This is a genomic window from Bifidobacterium pullorum DSM 20433 (assembly GCF_000771405.1).
GTDB classification, from domain to species: Bacteria; Actinomycetota; Actinomycetes; order Actinomycetales; family Bifidobacteriaceae; genus Bifidobacterium; species Bifidobacterium pullorum.
The window spans coordinates 164044-184877 of sequence record NZ_JDUI01000003.1 but is presented as its reverse complement, the minus strand read 5'-3'; the positions used below and the strand labels follow the sequence as shown (position 1 = coordinate 184877).

Sequence of the window (20834 nt, the reverse complement as noted above, 5' to 3'; positions counted from 1 at the left end):
GTCGCCGTGGTCTACACTAGGCCGACGATACAACGTTGTCCCGAATGTCGTCGCCATACCGACGCCGCGTCGCGCCGGCGCCGACCGCAGCCCCGACCCGATTCTGCACATCCCCGCAAAGGAGCTCTGATGACCGACACCCTGACCGCAACCGTGGACACCTCCGCCATCCGCCGCATCAGCACCGACCTGTGGGGCATCTTCTTCGAGGACATCTCCTCGTCGGCCGACGGCGGTCTGGCCAGCGAACTCGTCCAGAACGGCGCGTTCGAATACTCTCGCGCCGATCATCCGGATTGGAGTAACTACACGGCGTGGCGCAAGCTGGTGCCATCCGGCTCGTTCGCCACATTCGGCGTGCGGACCGTGGACCCGGTGGCGGAGGAGAACCCCCATCATGCGCGCATCGAGATCCGTTCCGTGGCGGGCGGTCCGGTCGGCCTGGAGAACACCGGGTTCGACGGCATGGTGTTCCACGCCGGGGAGACCTACCGGTTCTCCATGTGGGCGCGTTCGATGTCCGGCAGCGTGATGCCGGTGCATGTGGCGTTGGCGGGTGACAACGGCGAGTCGGTGGCGGACGCCGAACTGTCCGTGGCCGGCGAATCGTGGGCGAAATACGAGACGACGCTGTCCGTTCCCTTCCCGACGGCCGCGGACGATGAGCCGACGGATGGGGGGTCGCGGGGAGTCATCGCGACGCAGGGCACGCTGCGGGTGCTGTTCCGGGATGCCGGCGTGGTGGACGTGGACTTCGTCTCCTGCGAGCCGACGACCACCTACAAGGGACTGGAGCATTGCCGCCCCGATCTGGTCCGCGCGCTCGACGAGTTGCACCCGCGGTTCATGCGCTTCCCGGGCGGCTGCATCACCCACGGCCTGGGATTGGACAACATGTACCGGTGGGAGCGCACGATCGGTCCCGTCGAACACCGCCCTCACAACTTCAACGTCTGGGGCTACCATCAGAGCTTCCGCATCGGCTTCTACGAGTATTTCCGGCTGTGCGAGACGATTAGCGCAAAGCCGCTGCCGGTGCTGCCCGCCGGCGTGAGCTGCCAGAACACCAGCCAGGGGCCGGTGCCCATCGCCGACGAGGACATGCCCGGCTACATCGACTCCGTCATCGGCCTGATCGACTTCTGCAATGCGGACCCCGAGACCAACGCGTGGGCGGCGAAGCGCGCCGCAATGGGGCATCCGGAGCCGTTCGGGTTGGAATACCTCGGCATCGGCAACGAGGACCGGATCGATCCCGTTTTCGAGGACCGGTTCCGTCGTATCTATGACGCGGTGCGTGCCGCGCATCCCGAGATCACCATCGTCGGCACGGTCGGCCCCGACCCGAGCGGCCGCGATTACGACGAGGGATGGCGCATCGCCCGCGAACTGAGAATCCCGATTGTGGACGAACACTCCTACCGTTCGCCCAGCTGGTGGTTCCATCACCTCGACCATTACGACCACGCCGACCGGAATGGTTCGAGGATCTACCTGGGCGAATACGGTTCCTGGGACACGCGGCTGATCAACGGTTTGGCCGAGGCCGCGGTCATGGGCCGGATGGAGGCCAACGGCGACGTGGTGGCGATGGCCTCGTACGCGCCGCTGTTCTGTAAGAACGGCCATAACAGCTGGGACCCCGATCTCATCTACTTCGACAACGAGCGTGTGTTCCGTACCTACAACTATTGGGTGCAGCGCATGTTCGCCACCACCACGGCCGACACGGCATGGCCGGTCGCCGTGGACGGCGACATCCTGTTCCGCCGGGAACTGCCACGCACGGTGGGGCTATCCGTCACGGGCGGTGCGAGCGCGGATCTGACGGATATCGTCGTCACCACCGAATCGGGGGAGCGGGTCGAACTGCCGGACATCGCGTACCGCGGCAACGGGCCGGTCACGACCGGCTTGGCGCTTGAGGCCGACTCGTACACGGTGGACATGACCGTGACCTACCACGAGGGCATGTGGGGCGTGCAGGTGCATACGGGCGACGTGAACGGGCCGGACCACAACGTCGCCTCGTTCGGGCGCAGCTTCGAACTGCAGCTGGTGCGCGAGGGATGCGGATCCACCCTCGCCGGCACCGAGGTCTCGATGGATATGGTGCGTCCGGGCACCGTCTGGCATGCGCGGATCCATGTGGCTGACCGGGGCGCGGACATGGCGTTGGAGATCGACGGCCAGCCGATCGTCGCGGGGCGGGAGGTCGCGGACGAGCCGCGACGCACGGTGTCCGTCGCCCGCGATTCGGCCGGCGGGGTGACCTATCTGCGCGTCGTCAACGCGATGGCCGATCCCGTGTCCGTGGACCTGTCGCAGGTCCTTGACGCGTTGGACGTCCCGGTGTCGTCCCGCGCCGCCGCCACGGCAACGGTATTGACTGCCGACGATCCATATGCGGGCGTCCACGGCGAGGAGGCCCCGACCCGTCCGGTCGAACGGCCGTGTGATCTGGCATCCGGCATGTACGAGGCGCCGGCGTGGTCGTTCACGGTCATTGCGTTGAAGTGATACCCAACTGAGGTTTGCACTACCTCGACTTTCGGAAACGGAGGCAAGGAAAATCAAGGCCTCCTGATTTGAATCGCGAGGTAGTGCGAACCCCCTCCCGGCTACACTGGGGAACCATGAGCAAGCATCACCGCGACCGCAGCTGGGCACCGGCCCCCGAGCCGCTGCCCGAAGACGCCCGGACCATCGACAACCATACGCATGTCGCCTCCGTCGTCCCCTTCTCCAAGGCGATGAGCCACGAGGCGGAGATGAAGGGGCAGCCGGCGGTTCCCGTCTACAGCGTCAGCGAGCTGCTCGACCAGGCCGCGGCCGTCGGCATCGAAGGCGTCATCGACTCCGGTTGCGAGCTGCCGGACCTGATGACGGCCGTGCAGATGGCCCTGGACCATCCGGGTGTGGTGCACGCGGCTTTGGCCATCCACCCCAACGAGTCGGTGCTGCACGGGCACCGCGGCGTACCCGGGCCGGACGGGTTGGAACTCAAGTACAGGCCGCATCACGACGTGCCCTTCGACCAGGCGCTCGCCGAGGTGCACCGGCTGGCCGTCGCCTACCCCGAGCAGGTGGTGGCCATCGGCGAGACCGGCATGGACTTCTTCCGCACAGGCGGTTCGGCGCGCGAACTGCAGCGTCAGGCGTTCCGTGACCACATCGCACTCGCCAAGGAGCTGAACCTGCCGATGCAGATCCACGACCGCGACGCGCACCGCGAGGTCATCGAGACGCTGCTGGCGGACGGCGCCCCGGAATTCACCGTGTTCCACAGTTATTCGGGCGACGCGGAAATGGCCAAGGTGGCTCGCGAGCACGGCTGGTACCTGAGCATGTCCGGCACGGTGAGCTACAAGGGCAACGACGGCATCCGCGAGTCGGCGCGCATTGTGGGCCTCGACCATGTGATGGTGGAGACGGACGCGCCGTACCTGGCACCGATGCCGTACCGCGGCCGGACGAACGCCCCGTACATGATTCCCTACACGCTGGCCGCGTTGGCGGACGTGTTCGACCTGCCGGTCGCCGAGGTCGCGCGCGCCACCCGCCGCGTGACCCGCACCGTGTACGGGGTGTGAGCGGTTACCGCAACGCGCTGAGGTCTATCTCGAACGGCATACTTGCCGGCTGCTGCGGCGGCTTGATGAACATCGTCATGTACAACGGCAGATATGTCACATTGCCGTCTTGGCTGAGGTTGCCGTTGCATAGCACGAGTGCGCGGTCAAGATTCCACTCGTGCACGGCCATGACGTTGTCCAGCGCCGTATGTTGAGTCCAGCCCCTGCCTGATTTGACTTCGATGGGCAGCACCGCATTCCCGGTTTGCACCACAAAGTCCACCTCTCCCAGGCGTTTGGTGTGGAAATAATGCAGGGCGAATCCGTTCGCCGCCAGTTCCTGCGCCACCACGTTTTCCGCGATCGCCCCCATGTTGATGTCGATCTGACCGTTGAGAATGGCGAACTGCACGTTCTCCATCGACGAGGCGCAGAGCAGGCCCGTATCCGCAAGGAACAGTTTGAACAGGCTGTATTTGCGGTTTGCCTGCAGCGGCACGGTGGGAGCGGTGACGTTGTAGCAGGGCAGGGTCACGCCTGCGTCGGCCAACCAGAGGAAACTGCTGGCGTAGCGGTTTTGGCGTGCGGTCTTGCCAAGGTCCGCGAGGACGAACCGGCGATTGCGGTCGTCGAGCTGTACGGGCACCGCGTCGAAGATGGCACGTATCTTCGGCATGTCGGTTTTGTCGGCGTATTTCGTGATGTCGATGCGGTAGAGGTCGAGCAGATTGTGCTGCAAATCAACGACCTGGGCTATGTCATGGGTGTCGACGTAGCGTTGCACAATCTCCGGCATGCCTCCGACCACGATATACGACATGAACAGTCGTTGCATGGTGTTGTGTATGGCGTCGCTGACGGGGGTGGCCGTATCGAAATGCTCCCGGAGCATGGTCAGGGTGGACTCGGGTACGCCGTTGGCCAGACAGTATTCGGCAAAGGTCAACGGATACATGCGGAAGGATTCCTCGAAACCCACCGGGTATGAAGGGACCTCCTTCGTTCGCACGCCGAGCAGCGATCCGGTCTCCACGTAATCGAATCGTCCGTCCTCCACGAGGAATTTGATGGCCGTTCGCGCTCGTGGGCATTCTTGTATCTCGTCAAGGAGGACCAGTGTCTCGCCAGGGGGAAGCGTCGTTTTGAGATAGGCGGTGAGATTGGCCGTCACGCTGTCCGCGTCGAGGGCCCCGTCGAAGACGGTGGCGGCTACCGGGTCGGTGAGGAAGTTCAATTCCGCGAGGCGCTTGTAATGTCGGCTTCCGAATTCCCTTACCAGTGTGGTTTTTCCGACCTGGCGTGCGCCGGTGATCATCAGGGCTTTGGTGTGCCGGCCATGTTTTCTGGCCGCGGTATTGCCGGTTCGCCAAGTCTCAAGCTGCTCCCATGCATTGCGGTACAGCATGTCGTCACCTCGCTTGTAACGTTTTTCTGCGTTTGGTGTGTCTCTATTGTAACGTTTTTCCGACGGCGGAGAATGTCTGTTGTAACGTTTTTCGCATACATGGAGGGTGGTTTTGTAACGTTTTTCCGAGGCGAGGCGGATGGGTGTCCGTCTGCCGTCGCGTGGATTCGCGCACGACCAGCTCGTAATCGGCGGTCAGACGCACGGGTGCGTCGTCGGTTTCGACGCCCACGGTGCAGGCGCCGTCGGCGGACGATGGGTTCCCGTCGTCCCGCCGACGGCTTCTTCACATATGGTCGCGGTGTGTTGCCAAAGTTCGGAAGACGTTGCGGGACAACGGTTTCCGGGGTCGTCTTCACAATTCGATTCGCAAAAGGTGAAGGAACCGTATAGACTATCCAGCAGTGCAGGGAAGCGGCGTCGAAAATCGGCGCCGTTTCTCGTACTAGTGAGAGAAACTCGCGTGCGGGGAAGGTCCCCGGCGATGGAGGATATGTACTATGGCGGAATCACGTCAGCGTGGGTCGTCGCAGAACGGGAAGCAGTCCGGGAAACGTAACGGTGCCTCCCCGGCTAATCGAAATGCCGAGAAACCCGATCAAGCCCTGCTCAGGGCGGATTCATTCACCAACGCGCCGAAGGTCTCGCGCAGCAAGCTGACCAAGGAAGAGCGCGAGGAAATCACCAAGCAGCAGGAGGCCGAACGCAAGGAGGCCGAGAAGCTCGACAAGGTCGCTGCCCGCGGTCCGATCGGTCGCTGGTGGTGCAAACTGCAGTCCAGTCCGGATAAGGTCAGCCTCGGCATGGCCATCGTGGCGCTCGGCGTCGTCTACGGCGACATCGGCACCTCGCCCCTGTACACCGCGCAAACCTTCCTGTCCGGTCAGGGCGGCCTGGCCAACACCGGTCGTGAGGCGGTGCTGGGCATGCTGTCGCTGGTGTTCTGGTCGATCACGCTGATCACCACGGTCAAGTACGTGCTGATTGCCATGCGCATCGACAACAACGGTGAAGGCGGCATCTTTGCTCTGTACTCGTTGATTCGCAAATACGGCGCATGGCTCGTCATACCGGCCATGCTCGGCGGCGCAGCGTTCCTGGCGGACTCGGTGCTGACGCCGGCCGTGTCGATCTCGTCCGCCGTCGAGGGCTTGAAATCGTTGCCGGCGTTGGAACATCTGTTCACCGAGAACAAGGACCTGACGATGATGATCACCGCGGTGATCATCGTGATCCTGTTCGCCGTGCAGTCGCGCGGCACCGAGTCCATCGGCAAGGTGTTCGGCTCGGTCGTGATGGTCTGGTTCATCTTCCTGGCGGTGGTCGGCGTGGTGGCCATCGGCAACGACTGGTCCGTGCTCGCCGCGCTCAACCCGTACTACGGCATCAAGTTCCTGTTCAGCCCGAACAACGCGGCCGGGCTGGCGCTGATGGGCACGGTGTTCCTGTCCACCACCGGCGCCGAGGCCCTGTACTCCGACATGGGCCACGTGGGCCGCGGCAACATCTACTTCACCTGGCCGTTCATCAAGGTCGCCCTGGTACTCAACTACTTCGGTCAGGGCGCCTGGATGCTGCGCAACCAGGACAACCCCCAGCTGGCGGACGCCCAAGGCATCAACCCGTTCTTCCAGATGATGGATCCGAACGTGCGCTATGTGGCCGTCGTGCTGTCGGTCACCGCCGGCATCATCGCCTCCCAGGCGCTGATCACGGGCGCGTTCACCATGGTCTCCGAGGCCACCGGCCTCAACTGGATGCCACATCTGCAGGTTCGTTACCCGGCCCGTACCCGCGGCCAGCTGTACATTCCGGTCGTCAACGTGGTGCTGTGCGTGGCCACGCTGGCCGTGCTGCTGCTGTTCCGCGATTCGGAACATATCTCGGCGGCCTACGGCTTGGCACTGACCATCACGATGATCACCACCACGATCCTGCTGGGCATCTACCTGTGGCACCGCAGCAACAAGTTCGGCGCCGTTGTGTTCACCATCGTGTTCCTGGCGATCCAGGTCCTGTTCTTCGCCGCTTCGATGGCCAAGTTCCTGCATGGCGGCTGGTTCACGCTGCTGCTCACGCTGGCGATTCTCATGGTCATGTACACGTGGAACGAGGGCACCAAGCTGGAGCGCTCGCAGCGTCGGCACATGATGCCGAAGGACTTCCTCCCCGCGCTGGACAAGCTGCACGGCGATAGCCGCATCCACCGGTTCGCGGACAACATCGTCTACCTGACCAGCGATCCGGACCTGAAGCGTCTCGATACGGACATCTTCTTCTCGATCTTCGCCGACCACCCCAAGCGCGCCCGCGCATGGTGGGCGGTGGCCGTCGAGACCACCGACGAGCCGTTCACCCGTGAGTATTCGGTCGAGAGCTTCGGTACCGACTACCTGTTCCGTGTGCGCATCCGGCTCGGCTTCAAGGTCTCGCAGTCCATCCCGGCCTACCTGCATCAGATCATGCACGATCTGGAGAAGACCGGCGAGCTGCCGAACCAGCAGTCGATCTACCCGAAGCTTGACGCCGATCCCGGCATCGGCACCATCCGCTACGTGGTGATCCACAAGGCGCTGATGCCGGAGTCGAAGGTCTCCGGCCGCGGCGCGCTGTCGCTGCAGATCAAGTACGCGATCCGCCGCGTGGCCGGCTCCCCGGTCAAGTGGTTCGGCCTGGCGCCGTACAACCCGCTGGTTGAGGTGCAGCCGCTGTTCGTGTCCACGCGCAGGCCCCCGCGCCTGACCCGCGTGGCCAGCCAGCCGCCCAAGCGCGACTGATCGGCGTGCCGGGTCGGCAGGCCCGTCCGCCGGGTGCACGGCGGTGCGTCATGGAGCCGCGAACCGTTTCCACGGTTCGCGGCTTCTGCGTATGGACGTGCGGGTGGGCGGCTTCTGCGGGTGGGGTGCTTCTGTAGGTGGGCTGCTTCTGGGGGTGCTGCTTCTGCGGGTGCTGCGGCATGGTGTGCGGATGGGCGGTATGGTGTGCGGTGCCAGGTTGGTCGTGGGTGGGCGATGGCACTTCTGTCGCATGATTACGGTGCTTGTGCGACGGATGGTCTTGTGGCGGGCTTCCTGGGGCCCTTTTGATGCAGAAGTGCGGTGCTTGTGCGGCTTTTGGGCTCTTTTACGGAGCTTCAAAGGCTCTTTCGATGCAGTGGCATGGTGATGCTGCGGCAAAGGGGACCGGTCTGCTCCGCGACACGCCCTCCGTCCAAAAGTACAAGGTTGTACTAAGCTGGGGTCTGGAAGATTTCCAACGCTGTATATCGCTCTTCCGTTGACACTCCCACAGGAAAGGACCTCTATGACCCAGCAGGACAATCTCGCCGCCCGGCTCGTCGTCGATGACGATTTCGAAGTGGCCCCGGTCAACGACCGTCTGTTCGGTTCGTTCGTCGAGCACCTCGGCCGTTGCGTGTACACCGGCATCTACGAGCCCGACCACCCGACCGCCGACGAGCACGGCTTCCGTAAGGATGTCATCGACCTGGTCAAGGAGCTCGGCGCCACCGCCATCCGCTACCCGGGTGGCAACTTCGTGTCCGGCTACCGTTGGGAGGATGGCGTCGGCCCCAAGGAGGACCGCCCCCGCCGCCTCGACCTGGCCTGGCATTCCACCGAGACCAATGAGTTCGGCCTGCACGAGATGGTCGAATGGCTTGAGGCCACCGGCGGAAACGAGCTGATGGAGGCCGTGAACCTCGGCACGCGCGGCTTGGAGGAGGCCCTCGACCTGCTCGAATATGCGAACGTCCCCGGCGGCACCGAACTGTCGGAGCTTCGCCGCGCCAACGGTGCCGACAAGCCCTTCGATATCCGCATGTGGTGCCTGGGCAACGAGATGGACGGCCCGTGGCAGCTCGGCCACAAGTCCGCCGAGGACTATGGCACGCTCGCCGCATCCGTGGCCGCCGGCATGCGCCAGATCGATCCGAGCGTGGAACTGGTGGTGTGCGGCTCCTCCGCCCACGGCATGCCGACCTTCGGCGCGTGGGAACAGACCGTGCTCGAGAAGACCTACGAGAACGTGAACTTCGTGTCCTGCCATGCCTACTACCAGCCGTTCTTCAAGGAGGACGGCACGCGCGACATGGCCAGCTTCCTGGCCTCCGGCGTGGATATGGACGGCTTCATCAAGGACGTCGCCGCCGTCATCGACGCCACCAAGGCCCGCCTGAAGAGCAAGCATGAGGTGTACATCTCGTTCGACGAGTGGAATGTCTGGTATCAGGGCGAGGAGCCGAGCAAGACCCCCGAGGGCATCGGCAATTGGCCGGTGGCCCCGCGTCTGCTCGAGGACATCTACACCGCCGCCGATGCGGTGGTTTTCGGCGACCTGATGATCACGCTGCTGAAGAACGCCGATCGCGTGCACGCCGCAAGCCTCGCGCAGCTGGTCAACGTCATCGCCCCGATCATGACTGAGCCGGGCGGTCCGGCCTGGCGTCAGACCACGTTCTACCCGTTCTCCCTGACCGCGCGCCTGGCCAAGGGCGGCACCGTGCTGGAGCCGAAGCTGGCCGCGGACGCCGTGGATACGCCGCGCTTCGGCGAGGTCGACGGGGTGAACGCCGTGGCGGTGCGCTGCGCCGACAGTTCGCTCGCCGTCTTCGCGGTCAACCGTTCGCTGGATGAGGCCTCCGAGTTCGAGATCAAGCTGCCGGAAGGCGCCGAGGTCGCGTCCGTGGACGCCCGGACGCTGCACGACGACGATCTGTTCGCCGCGAACACGCTCGACGACCAGAACCGCGTGACGCTGCACGCCAACGAGTCGGCCGCCTACGACGCCGAGACCGGCACCGTCCGCGTCTCGCTGCCGCCGGTGAGCTGGAACGCGCTGCATATCAAGTGACATGACGGGCCGTGCGATCCGTTCGGCAAGGACGGATCGCACGGCCTCGGCTGTCCGGAGCCCGCACGATGGAACGGGTTCCGTGGGGAAAACACGTTATGCTGGAAAACAGGCGGGCGTTCCGGGCTGACTGCGCGGACCATGCCCGATGGTGCGACGAGAGGGGTGCCGTGGCGAAGCGAGTAACCATCACCGATGTGGCACGTGAGACGGGAGTCTCCATCAAAACGGTGTCGAACGTGCTGAACAACACCGGCAGCATGCGACCGGAGACCCGCGCGCGCGTTCAGGAGGCCATCGAGCGTCTCGGCTATCGGGTCAATGTGTCGGCCCGCGCCATGAAGACCGGCGGCACCCAACTCATCGGCTTGGCGATCAGCGATTTCTGCCAGCCGTTCATCCCGTATCTTGCCAACAGCGTGGTGACCGCGGCGCGGGCCCGCGGCTACGCCGTCATCACCGACACGTACAGCGGTGCCGGCGGTCTCGAGCAGGTGATTCCGGAGACGAAGAAACTCGCCGCGGACGGCTGGATCTTCTTCGTCGGCTCGCCCGACGACATCAGCGCTTCCGTGCTGAAGCAGCCCTACCCGTTGGTGGTCGTGGGCGATTACGATACGCGTGGGTTGACGGATTGGGCGACGATGCCGAACGTCGAAGCCGTACGCACGGCGGTGGGGGCGCTGCTGGATTCCGGATGCCGGCGCATCGCATTGATTGGCGGCACCGCGGAGAACGCTTGTCCGGATGTGGCGGATGAGTCGCTGCCGGAGACGACCAGCACGCAGCGTACGCGTGGGTATTGCCAGGCGCATGAGGAGCGCGGTCTGCAGGTCGATTGGCGGCTGGTGCGCAACGCCACATGGGTGCAGTCCGGCGGCCGTGATGCGGTGGCGCATCTGCTGGACGATGCGGACGTGCCGATGCCCGATGCGATCATGTGCCTGAACGACGCGTTGGCGATCGGCGTGATCCACGAGCTGCAGCGGCGCGGCGTGCGGGTGCCGCAGGATGTGCAGGTCGTCGGTTTCGACAACGTGCCGGATGCCGAGTACTGCATGCCTGGATTGACGTCGATCGATCCGCATGTGGATGATTTCGCCCGGCATGCGGTGGATATGCTGATCGCCCGCATCGAGGGGTCGGCCGTGCCGGCTCGCAAGTACGTCACCTCGTTCGATCTGGTTCGCCGCGCGTCCACGCGTTAGGAATCGCTGCGTTGGATGTTCCGCCGGCTCCGGACGCGAGGCCGCACGGTTGGTATACCCGGGGCCGGTGCACCAGAGCACCTTGCCCACCCAGTTCGCGCAGGTTGCACCTTGGCACGCGGGGGGCGGTGACTGGGCCTCCCGGATGATTCGGGGAACCGGGAGACGGAAAAGGAAACGCCGGACCGTGAAAGCGCCTGTCGGCGCAAACGCCGCTCGCGGCGGCAACAAATGGAGCCCGGGGCTTAAGCACGGTCCGACGCGACTTTTCATTGTACCGGTTCGGCTTCCGTGCCACGCCGTGCGCGAGTCTGACCGATTTTGGTTTTTCAGGGCTTAACGGACGTGCGAGCGTTCACAGCCGAATGGTTGTTGTCGGTTGAGGTCGGAAAAGACAAAAGATGGGGGATGAGGGGCCCGCTACTCGAGCTTGCCGTGCCGCCAGAGCGTGGCCCCGTGGCGGAACACTTTGGCGGTGCTCAACAGGTTGCCTGCGGTGTGCAGGAGTCGCGCGGCCGTGGTGCGCGTCGTCTTCTCCTCGTCCGAGGCGGCGTCGGGGCCGTATTCCGCCACCATGTGCCGCGCCTGGAGACGTAGGCCGTTGGCCACCACGTCGGTGAACGCGGCGGCGCGGTCCAGCGCCACGGCGAAATCACCCGTGAACGCACCCGCCAGAATCGAATCGGCGGTGGTCTCGATATCCTCCTCGGTCGGCGCCTGGTTCACCCCCGCAATCGCCGAGGCCGAGGTCACGGTCGACTCGCCGAGCCGCCACAGCCGCGCAATCGCCGCTTTGTGGTCGCGCATCCAGGTGCGCAGCAGATACAGCCGCCACAGCACGCCCGGCAGTGAATCGGGTTCGGCGTGGCTCCACAGTTCCGCGATGATATCCACGCCCTCATGGTCGACCAGGGTCAGCACGCGTTCGACCACGGCCGGGTCCTCGGTATGGTGCACCCGGTCGAGCAGCGCGGCCGCCGAGGTGTGGCTGAGCTCGCGGATCGTCTCCGGGTCGGAGCCTCCCGCCAGCCCGTCCAGGATCGCCGAACTGAGTTGTCCCGGGCGCGACGGCCTCGCCCCGCCCGTGGATGCGGCGAATCCGGAGCGGCTGGGCAGGATCGAGCCGGAACCGTAGTGCAATGCGCTAGTAGACAATGGGTGCCACCTTCTGGATGTCGATGATGTGTGGGCCGGCGGGGGAGCTGACGACGTGCAGCACGATCGCGTTGCCGGTGGGCATGTACGGCGATTTGGCGATGAGCCGTTTGCCGAGGATCTTCGTGGTGCACATCGCGCGCAGGTGTTCGAACATGCCGCCGATGACCGGCCGGTGCATGCAGATGGCCGTGTTCTGCCGGTCGGCGAGGGCACCGTCGATCTCCCGCCGGAAGCATCGCCATGCGGCACCGGGGTCCTCGGCGAAGGCGTCCTCGGTCAGCTCGTCGATGTGGATCATCGGACGGTCGGTCTGCCAGGAGAGCACCTGCAGGGTCTCCTGGCATCGCATCCACGGCGAGGTGGCCAGCCGTGTCGGGTTGTAGCAGGCCAGCTCGCGGTTGAGTGCAAAGGCGTAGGCGGCGCCGCGCGGCGTGATCGGGCGGTTCGCGTCGGTGCCCTTCCACACCTTGCGGGCCTCCGCCTTGCCGTGGCGCACGATGATGACGGCCTGCGACCGTGCCGCGCCCTCGCGTACGCGGTCGGCGAAGATCGCCAGCAGGTCCTTGCCGGTGGAATGGGTGAGCTTGCGTCGGGCCTCGCGGACGGATACCCAGACGATGCCGTCGATCTCGCCGACGTCGGCGCGGTGCACGGGGCCGAAGGCGTCGATGAGGTGTTCGGCGGCGACCGCGTCGATCGGGCGTGCCATCCAGAACATCACGTGTTTGCTATCCACGGTGCGGTCCTTGGAACGGCGCGTCTTCTTGCCTTCCTCGGACAGCGGGTACTCCACCTCGCCAAGGTAGGGGCCGAGTTCCACGGTGATGCCGGTCTCTTCGCCGAGTTCGCGCACGGCGGCGTGGCGATGCGATTCGTTGGGGTCGAGCTTGCCCTTGGGCCAGCTCCAGTCGTCGTACTTGGGCCGGTGCACGATGCAGACCTGCAGATTATCGAGGTCGTCGGTGCATGAGGCGACGTCCGCCTCCGGACGCCAGCGGTACAGGATGCCGCCCGCCGCCTCCACGACTCGTCTGACTTTGTTGCCCATTCCACTCATTGTAGGTCACTCCCGGTTGTGGCTACGTAGTTTTCTCGAGAAACGACGATGGCCGACCCCGTGGGGCCGGCCATCGTGCGAGTTGCGGGTCGGATGTCAGCTATTGCCGCGCGGACGGCGCTGATGCCGCTTGATCAGATAGTCCTGGCTGTCGACCAGCGGGCGTCCCTCCTCGTCGCGGGAGTGGCGGATATACGTGCCGTCGGGCTGCATGTGCCACGAGGCGGTGCTGTCGGCCATCTGCAGGTCCACGTAGTTGATCAGCTCGTTGATCTGGTCCGGGTCGGTGATGCGCACCAGCGCCTCGACACGGCGGTCCAGGTTGCGGTGCATCAGGTCGGCCGAGCCGATCCACACCTCCGGGCCGGAGACAGGACCCTCGCCGATCTGCGGGCCGTCGGAGTTGCAGAAGGCGTAGATGCGGCTGTGTTCCAGGAATCGGCCGAGGATCGAACGGACGCGGATGTTCTCGCTCAGTCCGGGCACGCCCGGCTTGATCGCGCAGATGCCGCGTTCCACGATGTCGATCTTGACGCCGGCCTGGCTGGCGCGGTACAGCGCGTCGATGGTCTTCTCGTCCACGATCGCGTTGACCTTGATCTTGATCCAGGCCTCCTTGCCGGCGCGTGCGGCGTCCTCCTCGCGGCGGATGCGCTGGATCAGTCCGGTGCGGATGGTGCGCGGCGCCACGAGCAGACGGTGGAAGCTCGACTTGGGGGCGTACCCCGACAGCTGGTTGAACAAGCGGGTCAGATCCTGGCCGACCACCGGGTCGCAGGTCAGCAGACCCAGATCGGTGTACTGGCGGGCGGTCTTCGGGTTGTAGTTGCCGGTGCCCACATGGCAGTAGCGCTTGAGTCCATCGGCCTCCTGGCGCACCACCAGCGAGATCTTGCAGTGGGTCTTCAGGCCCACGATGCCGTAGACCACGTGCACGCCGGCCCGTTCGAGCTTGCGCGCCCAAGCGATGTTCGCGTCCTCATCGAAGCGGGCCTTAATCTCGACCAGCGCCAGCACCTGCTTGCCGGCGTGGGCGGCGTCGATCAGCGCGTCGATGATCGGGGACTTGCTGGAGGTACGGTACAGCGTCTGCTTGATGGCCAGCACCTTCGGATCGGCCGCGGCCTGCGCCAGGAACGCCTGCACGGAGGTCGAGAACGAGTCGTAGGGGTGGTGCAGCAGGATGTCGTGCTGACGGATCGCCGCGAAGATGTCCTGCGCACGGCTGGACTCGACCTCGGCGATCTGGCGGTTCGTGGTCGGCACGAACGGACGGTACTTCAGGTCCGGACGGTCGATGCCGCCGAGCTCGAACAGCACGGTCATATCCAGCGGGGCGGGCAGACGGTAGACCTCGTCGCTGGTCACGCCGAGCTGGTCGGCGAGCAGCTGCGAGAGGAACGGGCTGGTCGCGTCGGAGATCTCCAGACGGATCGGCGGTCCGAAGCGGCGGCGCAGCAGTTCCTTCTCCATCGCGTTGAGCAGGTTCTCGGCGTCGTCCTCCTCCACGTCGATGTCCTCGTTACGGGTCACGCGGAAGGAGCGGGCCTCCTTGATGATCATGCCCGGGAACAGCGATTCCAGGTGCGCGATGATCAGGTTCTCCATCGTGATGAATCCGTAGCGCTCCTCGGCGCCCTCCTCGTCGGTGCGGTCGTCGACCGGCACCAGGCGATTGAGGTTGTCCGGGATCTTCACACGGGCGAAGTGCGACTTGCCGGACGTGGGGTTCTCCACGATGACGGCCAGGTTCAGCGACTTGCCGGAGACGTACGGGAACGGGTGGGCCGGGTCCACACCCAACGGCGTCAGGACCGGGAACACCTGCTGGCGGTAGTAGCGGGAGAGACGCTCCTGCTCGGCGGTGGTCAGCTGGTCCCAGTTGAGCAGCACGATGCGCTCGTCGGCCAGGGCCGGCAGCAGCGTATCCACCACGTAGTGGGCGTGCTCGTCCTGCATGACGTGCGCCTGCTCGCTCAGGGAGCGGATCAGCTGGCGCGGGCTCATGCCGCTCGAGGAGGTCACGGCGATGCCGGTGTCGATGCGGCGCTTCAGGCCGGCCACGCGGACCATGAAGAACTCGTCCAGGTTGGAGGCGAAGATCGCGGCGAAGCTGGCGCGTTCGATCAGCGGCAGGCTCTCATCCTGGGCGAGCTCCATTACACGCCAGTTGAACTTGAGCCAGCTCAGCTCGCGCTCAAAGAAGCGGTCATCGGGCAGCGGGGCCTCGCCGTCGCGAGCCTCGCGTTTGTCGTCCTTATCGGTTTCGGCGATGTGCTCAGCGATTTGGCTGCGCAGGATCGCCTTCGATGATGCGTCGAATATCTGTGCCATAGCTCTCTACTTTAGAATGACAACGATTGCGGCGCACGCGAAATCGCAAGAATTTAACCTCTGTTTACATAACATGTCGCATGGCGGGCATAATCGGGCGTTTCCGCCGTGAATGGCGTTCGCACGCGTCCGCATGGTGGGACGCAGGACGTCCCATTCCTCGTCCTCGACCAGCTGGTTCGCGCGCGTCTGCATGGTGGGATGTCCCCGCCGTGGCCGGGATGGTGTCCGGATGCGTGGGGATCCCCATGCGTGACGTTGGGTCGGGGCGCCGTGCGGCGACACGCCGCCGGGGTCGGGGAAGCGCACAGGAACGAACAGTAAACCCGTTCGATGATGACGCGAACCGCCATGGTCGAGATGATTGTGTTCGTTTGCCGCACACTTTGGCAAAAATGCGCACATTCGACGATTGCGGGTTGCGGTCACGCCCAAGCTGAGCATAATGGCAAGTACAAGGACAACTTAACAGGTGGAAGCCCACAAAAGTGTATGGTCACAAAGGACTGTTACGTTGGACGGGCATTGGAAAGACTTACCGTTACAACGATGATGTTGTGTTGCGATTCCACCGCGTTGGACTTGGCGAAAGACCCGCTTCGGCGGGTCTTTTCGTATTATCCGCCGTCTTGCGGATGGGGATAACACGCCGGGGGTGTGGATAACCGCCGGCGTTCGACCACATCGCCTCAGCGGCCTTGTCCGCGCGCTCCGCCGGCCGTTCAATCGTCATATGTCCACGAAACCTACAGCATATCCAACAGTCGGTGGCCGTTCGACGGGCCGCCGTGGCACGTCGTCCGTCGCCGTCGCGCCGTCGCGTGCCCCCGTCCGGCGTCCGGCCGCACGCCGTTGCACGGGTGCCTCCGCGGGCCCCGCGCTCGCCACCGCCACGCGATGCGCCAATCTGGTGACGGTCGCCGCAGCCGGCGGCGGCATCGGGGCAAGCACGGTGGCCGCGCTGATGACGGCGGAACTGGACCGTCGCAATCGCCGTTGCGCGCTGGTCGACGCCGATTTCGACGCGGGTGGCATCGACGTGCTGCTCGGATTGGAAGGTGAACCGGGCGTGCGCTTCGAGTCGGTCGATGCTCCGCTCGGCAGCATTGACGGGCGCTCGCTGAACCATGAACTGCCGCATTGGGGGCATGTCGGCGTGCTGGCGTTCGACTCATGGAACGGTGCGGCCCCCGATCCATGGCAGGCCGGCGCCGTGGTGCGCGCGCTGTGCGAAGCCAATCGCGTGGTCATCGCCGACATCGGGCGAACGCCGGCGTCGGTGCGGATACCCGATTTGGTGGCCGGGATGTCGGTGCTGGTGTGCGAACTGTCGGTATTGGGACTGGCCCGCGCGCGGGGATGGCTCGACCGGTCGGCGGGAGGCGCCGGCAAGGACGTGATCCTGGTCGGCGTCGAGCCCCGCGGCTCGGCTGTGCGCGGCGCGGTGAGCGTGGCCGAAGCGGAGGACTACCTGGACCGGTCCGTGGACGTCAGCCTGCGGTATGACCGGCGTCTGCACGGGGACATGCTCGCGGGGCTGGGCATCCGAACGTCGACGCGCCATAACCGCCGCGCCATCGGGGTACTGGCCGATTACGTCGAGGCGATGACGTTGGCGGGGCGGGACGATGACTGATCGGCTGATGTTGGGGCCGCTGGAGGATCTGGCCCGTGACCCCGCGGTCACCGACGTGGCGGTGACCTGCGACGGCCGTGTGTGGGTCGACGCGGGTGACGGTATGACCGAGTTCCATCCGCGCATCGCCTTCCGGTCGCCGCAGACGGTGCGTGACTACGCCGTGCAACTGTGCGCGCAGCTTGGCCGGCGTCTGGATGACGCCTGCCCGATCGCCGACGCGTCGACGGTCGGCGGCGTCAGGGTGCATGCGGTCATCGCGCCGTTGGTGCCGCAGGGTGCGGCGATCTCCATCCGATTCCCCGAATGCGGTGTCCCTAAACTGGCGGCGTTGGCCGTGCGCGGTCTGATGCCGGGTGCCTGGCTGCCCGTGCTGCGCGCGTTGGTGGCCGCCCGCGCGACGATACTGATCACCGGCGGCACGGGCAGCGGCAAAACCACGCTCATGAGGGCGCTGCTGGCGGAATGCGGACGGCGGGAACGCATCATTACGGTGGAGGAGGTCCGTGAACTGGGCGCGCTGGGCATCCCCGACCATGTGTCGCTGGTCTCGCGCGAGGCGAATGTGGAGGGTGCCGGCGCGGTGGGGTTGCCGGAGCTGGTCAAGGCCACGCTGCGGATGAGGCCGGACCGTGTGGTGTTGGGGGAGTGCCGGGGCGAGGAGATTGCCGACCTGCTGCGCGCATTGAATTCCGGACACCATGGCGGCATGACCACGCTGCACGCCGACGGCGTGGCCAGGGTGCCGGCCCGCCTGATCTCGTTGGGGCTGCTGGCGGGGCTGTCTCCGCAGGCGTTGGGTATGTTGGCCGCCGGCGCGTTCGACGTGGTCCTGCATCTGGAACGCAACCGGGGCGTCCGCCGTATCGCCCAGATCGGCTGCCTGGTTTATGACAGGGGCAGCCTGGTCGGCGTCCCGCTGGCCGTATGGGACGGCGCTCGTGTGGCGTATGGGCAGTCATGGGCGCCGTTCGTGCGGCGATGGTGCGGTGGTCCGCCATGACGGGAACTGTGGCGGGGATGTTCTGGTATGCGGTGTTCGCGGCGGCCGGTGCGGCGGCGTTGATGCCGGCGCCACGAGCGCGGCGGTCGATGCTCCGCGGAGCGTATGGAGGCGCGGCTGCGCGAGAGCGTTGCGGCATGGCGGCGCTGCTCGCATCGGTGTGTGCGCGGCTGCGCGGCGGGGGCACGGTGACGGAGACGCTGGAACGGTATGCGGAGCGGCCGTTCGCCACGCGGACGGCGACGCTGCGGCGTTGGCACGGTGTGCTGGAGCGGGTGCGGACCCGTGATGAAACAACGGCGCAGGTGCGGGTCGTGGCGTTTGAGGCCTATGCGGCCTGCCGGTTGAGTGAGCTGTCCGGATGCGAGACGGTCCGCTGTCTGGAGGTGGTCGCCGCCGACTACCGGCGGCTGCGTATGACCGAGGATCTGCGCCGCAACGCCTTCGCGATGCCGCGGGCCACGGTGCGTCTGTTGTCGGCGTTGCCGTTCGTGACCCTGGGTATGGGGATGCTGCTGGGGGCCGATCCCGTGGCGTTCCTGTTCGGTTCCGCCGGCGGGGTGACGTGTCTGTTGCTGGGGTCGTGTTGCTATCTGCTCGGATTGGCATGGCTGCGCATTCTGCTGGCCGATTCGGGGGTGCGGCGATGATCGGTTGGGCGTTGGGGGCGGCGATGGCCGCCGCGGGCTCGGTATGGGCGGCGACGGCCCCATGCCGGGCCCATCCTGCGTTGCGGCGCGCCGAACCCTCGTGGGACGTCGTCCCCTCGCCGACGCTGGTGCTGGGCATGCTGGCCGTCGTCATCCGGCAGGGGGCATCTATTCCCACCGCGTTGGACGAGGTGGGTGCGGTTGTCGGCGGCGGGCTCGGGCAGCAGCTGCGGCAGGCCGCGGAGTCGTTGCGGCGGGGGCATCCGTGGCGGGGGACATGGTCGATTCCCTGCGACGGGGAAGGGCGTGACGGGGCATGCTGCCGTGCGATACGCGACGCATTGGAGGATGCATGGGTGCATGGCAGCTCGCCGGTGGAACGGTTGCAGGTGGCGATCGAGCGGTGGGACGCGGACGAGCGCGCGACGATAGAACGGCATGCCGCCGGATTGTCCGTTCGCCTGCTGATGCCCACGGGGCTGTGTTTTCTGCCGGCGTTCATCGGTATCGGCGTGATCCCGTGCGTGGTGTCGTTTCTGGCGTGAACCCGCCGGGCCGCGGTCTCGTCGCCGCTCGATCGGTCCGGACTTCGTTTCGGGGCGGGGTGTCGGCATGGAGCGGGACGCGATGGTTCCGTTGATTGCGGCGCGACGTATGCGTTTGCTGCCGGGATGGGCGGTGGATGACACGCCGGGGATGTGGATAACCGCCATCGTTCGACCACATGGGCGGGAATGCTCCCCGCCGCGCGCCGCGATGGCGCATAGTGGAGTGCACCTGGTCAGCCGGCCGGGGAACATCGGACGAAAGGGGAACATCATGGGCAAGACGATGGGGGCCGTCGGCATGCGAACGCCGATGAGGCAACGGGCTGCGGAACTGCGGGAACGGGCGATGCGCCGCATCTGCGTGCTGGACGCGCGGATGCGCACATTGACCGAGGAGCCGGAGGAGGGCGCGGCCACCGCGGAATATGCGGTGGTGCTGGTGGCCGCCACGGGCTTCGCGGCGCTGCTGGTCACGCTACTGAAATCCGGCACGGTCAAGAATCTCTTGACGGATATCGTCAAGCAGGCGTTGAGCGTGGCGTGATGGGGCGCGGGAACGGGCCGGCACATCGGCGTGCCGGCCCGGGGCAGGCGGATACGGGAGCGGTCACCGCGGAGTTCGCGGTGATCCTCCCGGCCGTCATCCTGATCATGGTGGTGCTGCTGGCGCTGGTGCGTACGGTGACGGTATCCATGACATGCCAGGATGCCGCGGCCGTGGCGGTACGGGAGCTGATCGTCGTGGCGGACGGGTCCGACCCCGTCGGCGCGGCGCAGGCCGTGGCGGGATCCGGGGCGGACGTGTCGGTGCAGCGGGGAGGCGAAACGGTACGGGTCTCCGTGTCGTGCCCGGTGCTGCCCGATCCGTTGGGGGTGCTGCCCACCACGGTGACGGCGGATGCCGTCGGGGTCGTGCAATAGCGCATATCGGACGGTTGCGGACGAAAGGGGAAGACGCATGGACGGATGGATGCGGACGCGGATGCCGCGACTCGTCGGCGGTCGTGGTCGCGGTTGGGGCGATTGCGACGAAGGGTCGGGCACCATGGCCGGTGCCATGCTGGTCATGGCGGTCGCGGTGCTGATGGGTGCCGCGGCCGCGGGCGGGGCCGTGCTGATCGACGCCGCCAAGGCCCGCGGCACGGCCGACACGGCTGCGGTATCCGCGGCGCAGTCGCTGCTGCAGGGGAACGCCGAACCCTGCACGGTGGCCGGCGTCATCGCACGGACGCAACATGCGACGTTGGAGACATGCGCCGTCGAGGGCGAGGATGTGCAGGTGACGATACGGTTGCCGACCACGGTCCCCATCGTGGGATCGGTGCGGGGGAGCGCCCGTGCCGGACCGGTGTCCTGCGAATCGTCATGAAACGGTGGCGCACGCCGCAGCCATCGGATAAGGTGGCGAT

The 20834-nt window shown here is 65.8% G+C and carries 16 protein-coding genes; 12 read left to right on the top strand and 4 right to left on the bottom strand.

All coding sequences use genetic code 11. The annotated features are described in order from the left end of the window. The first annotated feature begins 129 nt into the window (after positions 1-129). Together OU11_RS03210 and OU11_RS03205 are read left to right on the top strand one after the other, a co-directional pair. Entirely contained in the window at positions 130-2520 is a 2391-nt protein-coding gene (locus OU11_RS03210) for an alpha-L-arabinofuranosidase C-terminal domain-containing protein (RefSeq protein WP_033514442.1), read from the top strand. Between the two features lie 116 nt (positions 2521-2636). Continuing rightward, positions 2637-3593 carry a TatD family hydrolase gene (locus tag OU11_RS03205; protein ID WP_033514441.1) on the top strand — a complete coding sequence of 319 codons (957 nt, stop codon included), beginning with the start codon at positions 2637-2639 and terminating at the stop codon, positions 3591-3593. A 4-nt stretch (positions 3594-3597) separates the two neighbouring features. Here the strand turns inward: OU11_RS03205 and OU11_RS03200 are convergent, their stop codons facing one another. Then, a complete protein-coding gene (locus OU11_RS03200; protein WP_033514440.1) occupies positions 3598-4980 on the bottom strand; it encodes an ATP-binding protein in 1383 nt (460 codons plus the stop codon). A gap of 500 nt (positions 4981-5480) precedes the next feature. On the opposite strand from OU11_RS03200, the gene OU11_RS03195 reads away from it, so the two are divergent. The 3 genes from OU11_RS03195 to OU11_RS03185 all read left to right on the top strand — a co-directional run bounded on the left by OU11_RS03195 (position 5481) and on the right by OU11_RS03185 (position 11039). Beyond that, positions 5481-7757: a KUP/HAK/KT family potassium transporter gene (locus OU11_RS03195; protein ID WP_081963418.1), complete on the top strand. Its 2277-nt coding sequence runs from the start codon at positions 5481-5483 to the stop codon at positions 7755-7757. Positions 7758-8283: 526 nt separating this feature from the next. Then, on the top strand, positions 8284-9831 hold the full coding sequence (gene arfA, locus OU11_RS03190) for an arabinosylfuranosidase ArfA (RefSeq protein ID WP_033514439.1): 1548 nt from the start codon (positions 8284-8286) through the stop codon (positions 9829-9831). A gap of 170 nt (positions 9832-10001) precedes the next feature. After that, entirely contained in the window at positions 10002-11039 is a 1038-nt protein-coding gene (locus OU11_RS03185; protein WP_033514494.1) for a LacI family DNA-binding transcriptional regulator, read from the top strand. A 420-nt stretch (positions 11040-11459) separates the two neighbouring features. Here the strand turns inward: OU11_RS03185 and OU11_RS03175 are convergent, their stop codons facing one another. The 3 genes from OU11_RS03175 to OU11_RS03165 form a co-directional block, all read right to left on the bottom strand. Continuing rightward, complete coding sequence (locus OU11_RS03175) at positions 11460-12179, bottom strand: hypothetical protein (protein WP_033514437.1); 720 nt, start codon at positions 12177-12179, stop codon at positions 11460-11462. A gap of 4 nt (positions 12180-12183) precedes the next feature. Further along, positions 12184-13245, bottom strand: coding sequence for an NUDIX hydrolase (locus OU11_RS03170; protein ID WP_033514436.1), 1062 nt, complete (start codon positions 13243-13245; stop codon positions 12184-12186). Positions 13246-13350: 105 nt separating this feature from the next. Beyond that, entirely contained in the window at positions 13351-15588 is a 2238-nt protein-coding gene (locus OU11_RS03165) for an RNA degradosome polyphosphate kinase (RefSeq protein WP_033514435.1), read from the bottom strand. A gap of 733 nt (positions 15589-16321) precedes the next feature. Here OU11_RS03165 and OU11_RS03160 point away from each other — a divergent pair. The 7 genes from OU11_RS03160 (at position 16322) to OU11_RS03130 (ending at position 20794) form a co-directional block, all read left to right on the top strand. Then, a complete protein-coding gene (locus OU11_RS03160; RefSeq protein ID WP_152597047.1) occupies positions 16322-17224 on the top strand; it encodes a CpaE-like family protein in 903 nt (300 codons plus the stop codon). After that, complete coding sequence (locus OU11_RS03155) at positions 17217-18227, top strand: TadA family conjugal transfer-associated ATPase (RefSeq protein ID WP_081963415.1); 1011 nt, start codon at positions 17217-17219, stop codon at positions 18225-18227. Before OU11_RS03160 ends, OU11_RS03155 begins: the two co-directional genes overlap by 8 nt. Before the next feature lie 137 nt (positions 18228-18364). Next, complete coding sequence (locus OU11_RS03150; protein ID WP_161782753.1) at positions 18365-18877, top strand: type II secretion system F family protein; 513 nt, start codon at positions 18365-18367, stop codon at positions 18875-18877. Further along, positions 18835-19422 (top strand): type II secretion system F family protein, encoded by a 588-nt coding sequence (locus tag OU11_RS03145; RefSeq protein ID WP_223224124.1) that lies wholly within the window; start codon positions 18835-18837, stop codon positions 19420-19422. The genes OU11_RS03150 and OU11_RS03145 overlap by 43 nt, the downstream gene beginning before the upstream one ends. A 313-nt stretch (positions 19423-19735) precedes the next feature. Further along, positions 19736-19969 carry a DUF4244 domain-containing protein gene (locus tag OU11_RS03140; protein WP_223224129.1) on the top strand — a complete coding sequence of 78 codons (234 nt, stop codon included), beginning with the start codon at positions 19736-19738 and terminating at the stop codon, positions 19967-19969. Beyond that, positions 19969-20346: a TadE family protein gene (locus OU11_RS03135; RefSeq protein ID WP_052122580.1), complete on the top strand. Its 378-nt coding sequence runs from the start codon at positions 19969-19971 to the stop codon at positions 20344-20346. Before OU11_RS03140 ends, OU11_RS03135 begins: the two co-directional genes overlap by 1 nt. Positions 20347-20383: 37 nt before the next feature. After that, positions 20384-20794, top strand: coding sequence for an Rv3654c family TadE-like protein (locus OU11_RS03130; RefSeq protein ID WP_161782752.1), 411 nt, complete (start codon positions 20384-20386; stop codon positions 20792-20794). Positions 20795-20834: the final 40 nt, after the last annotated feature.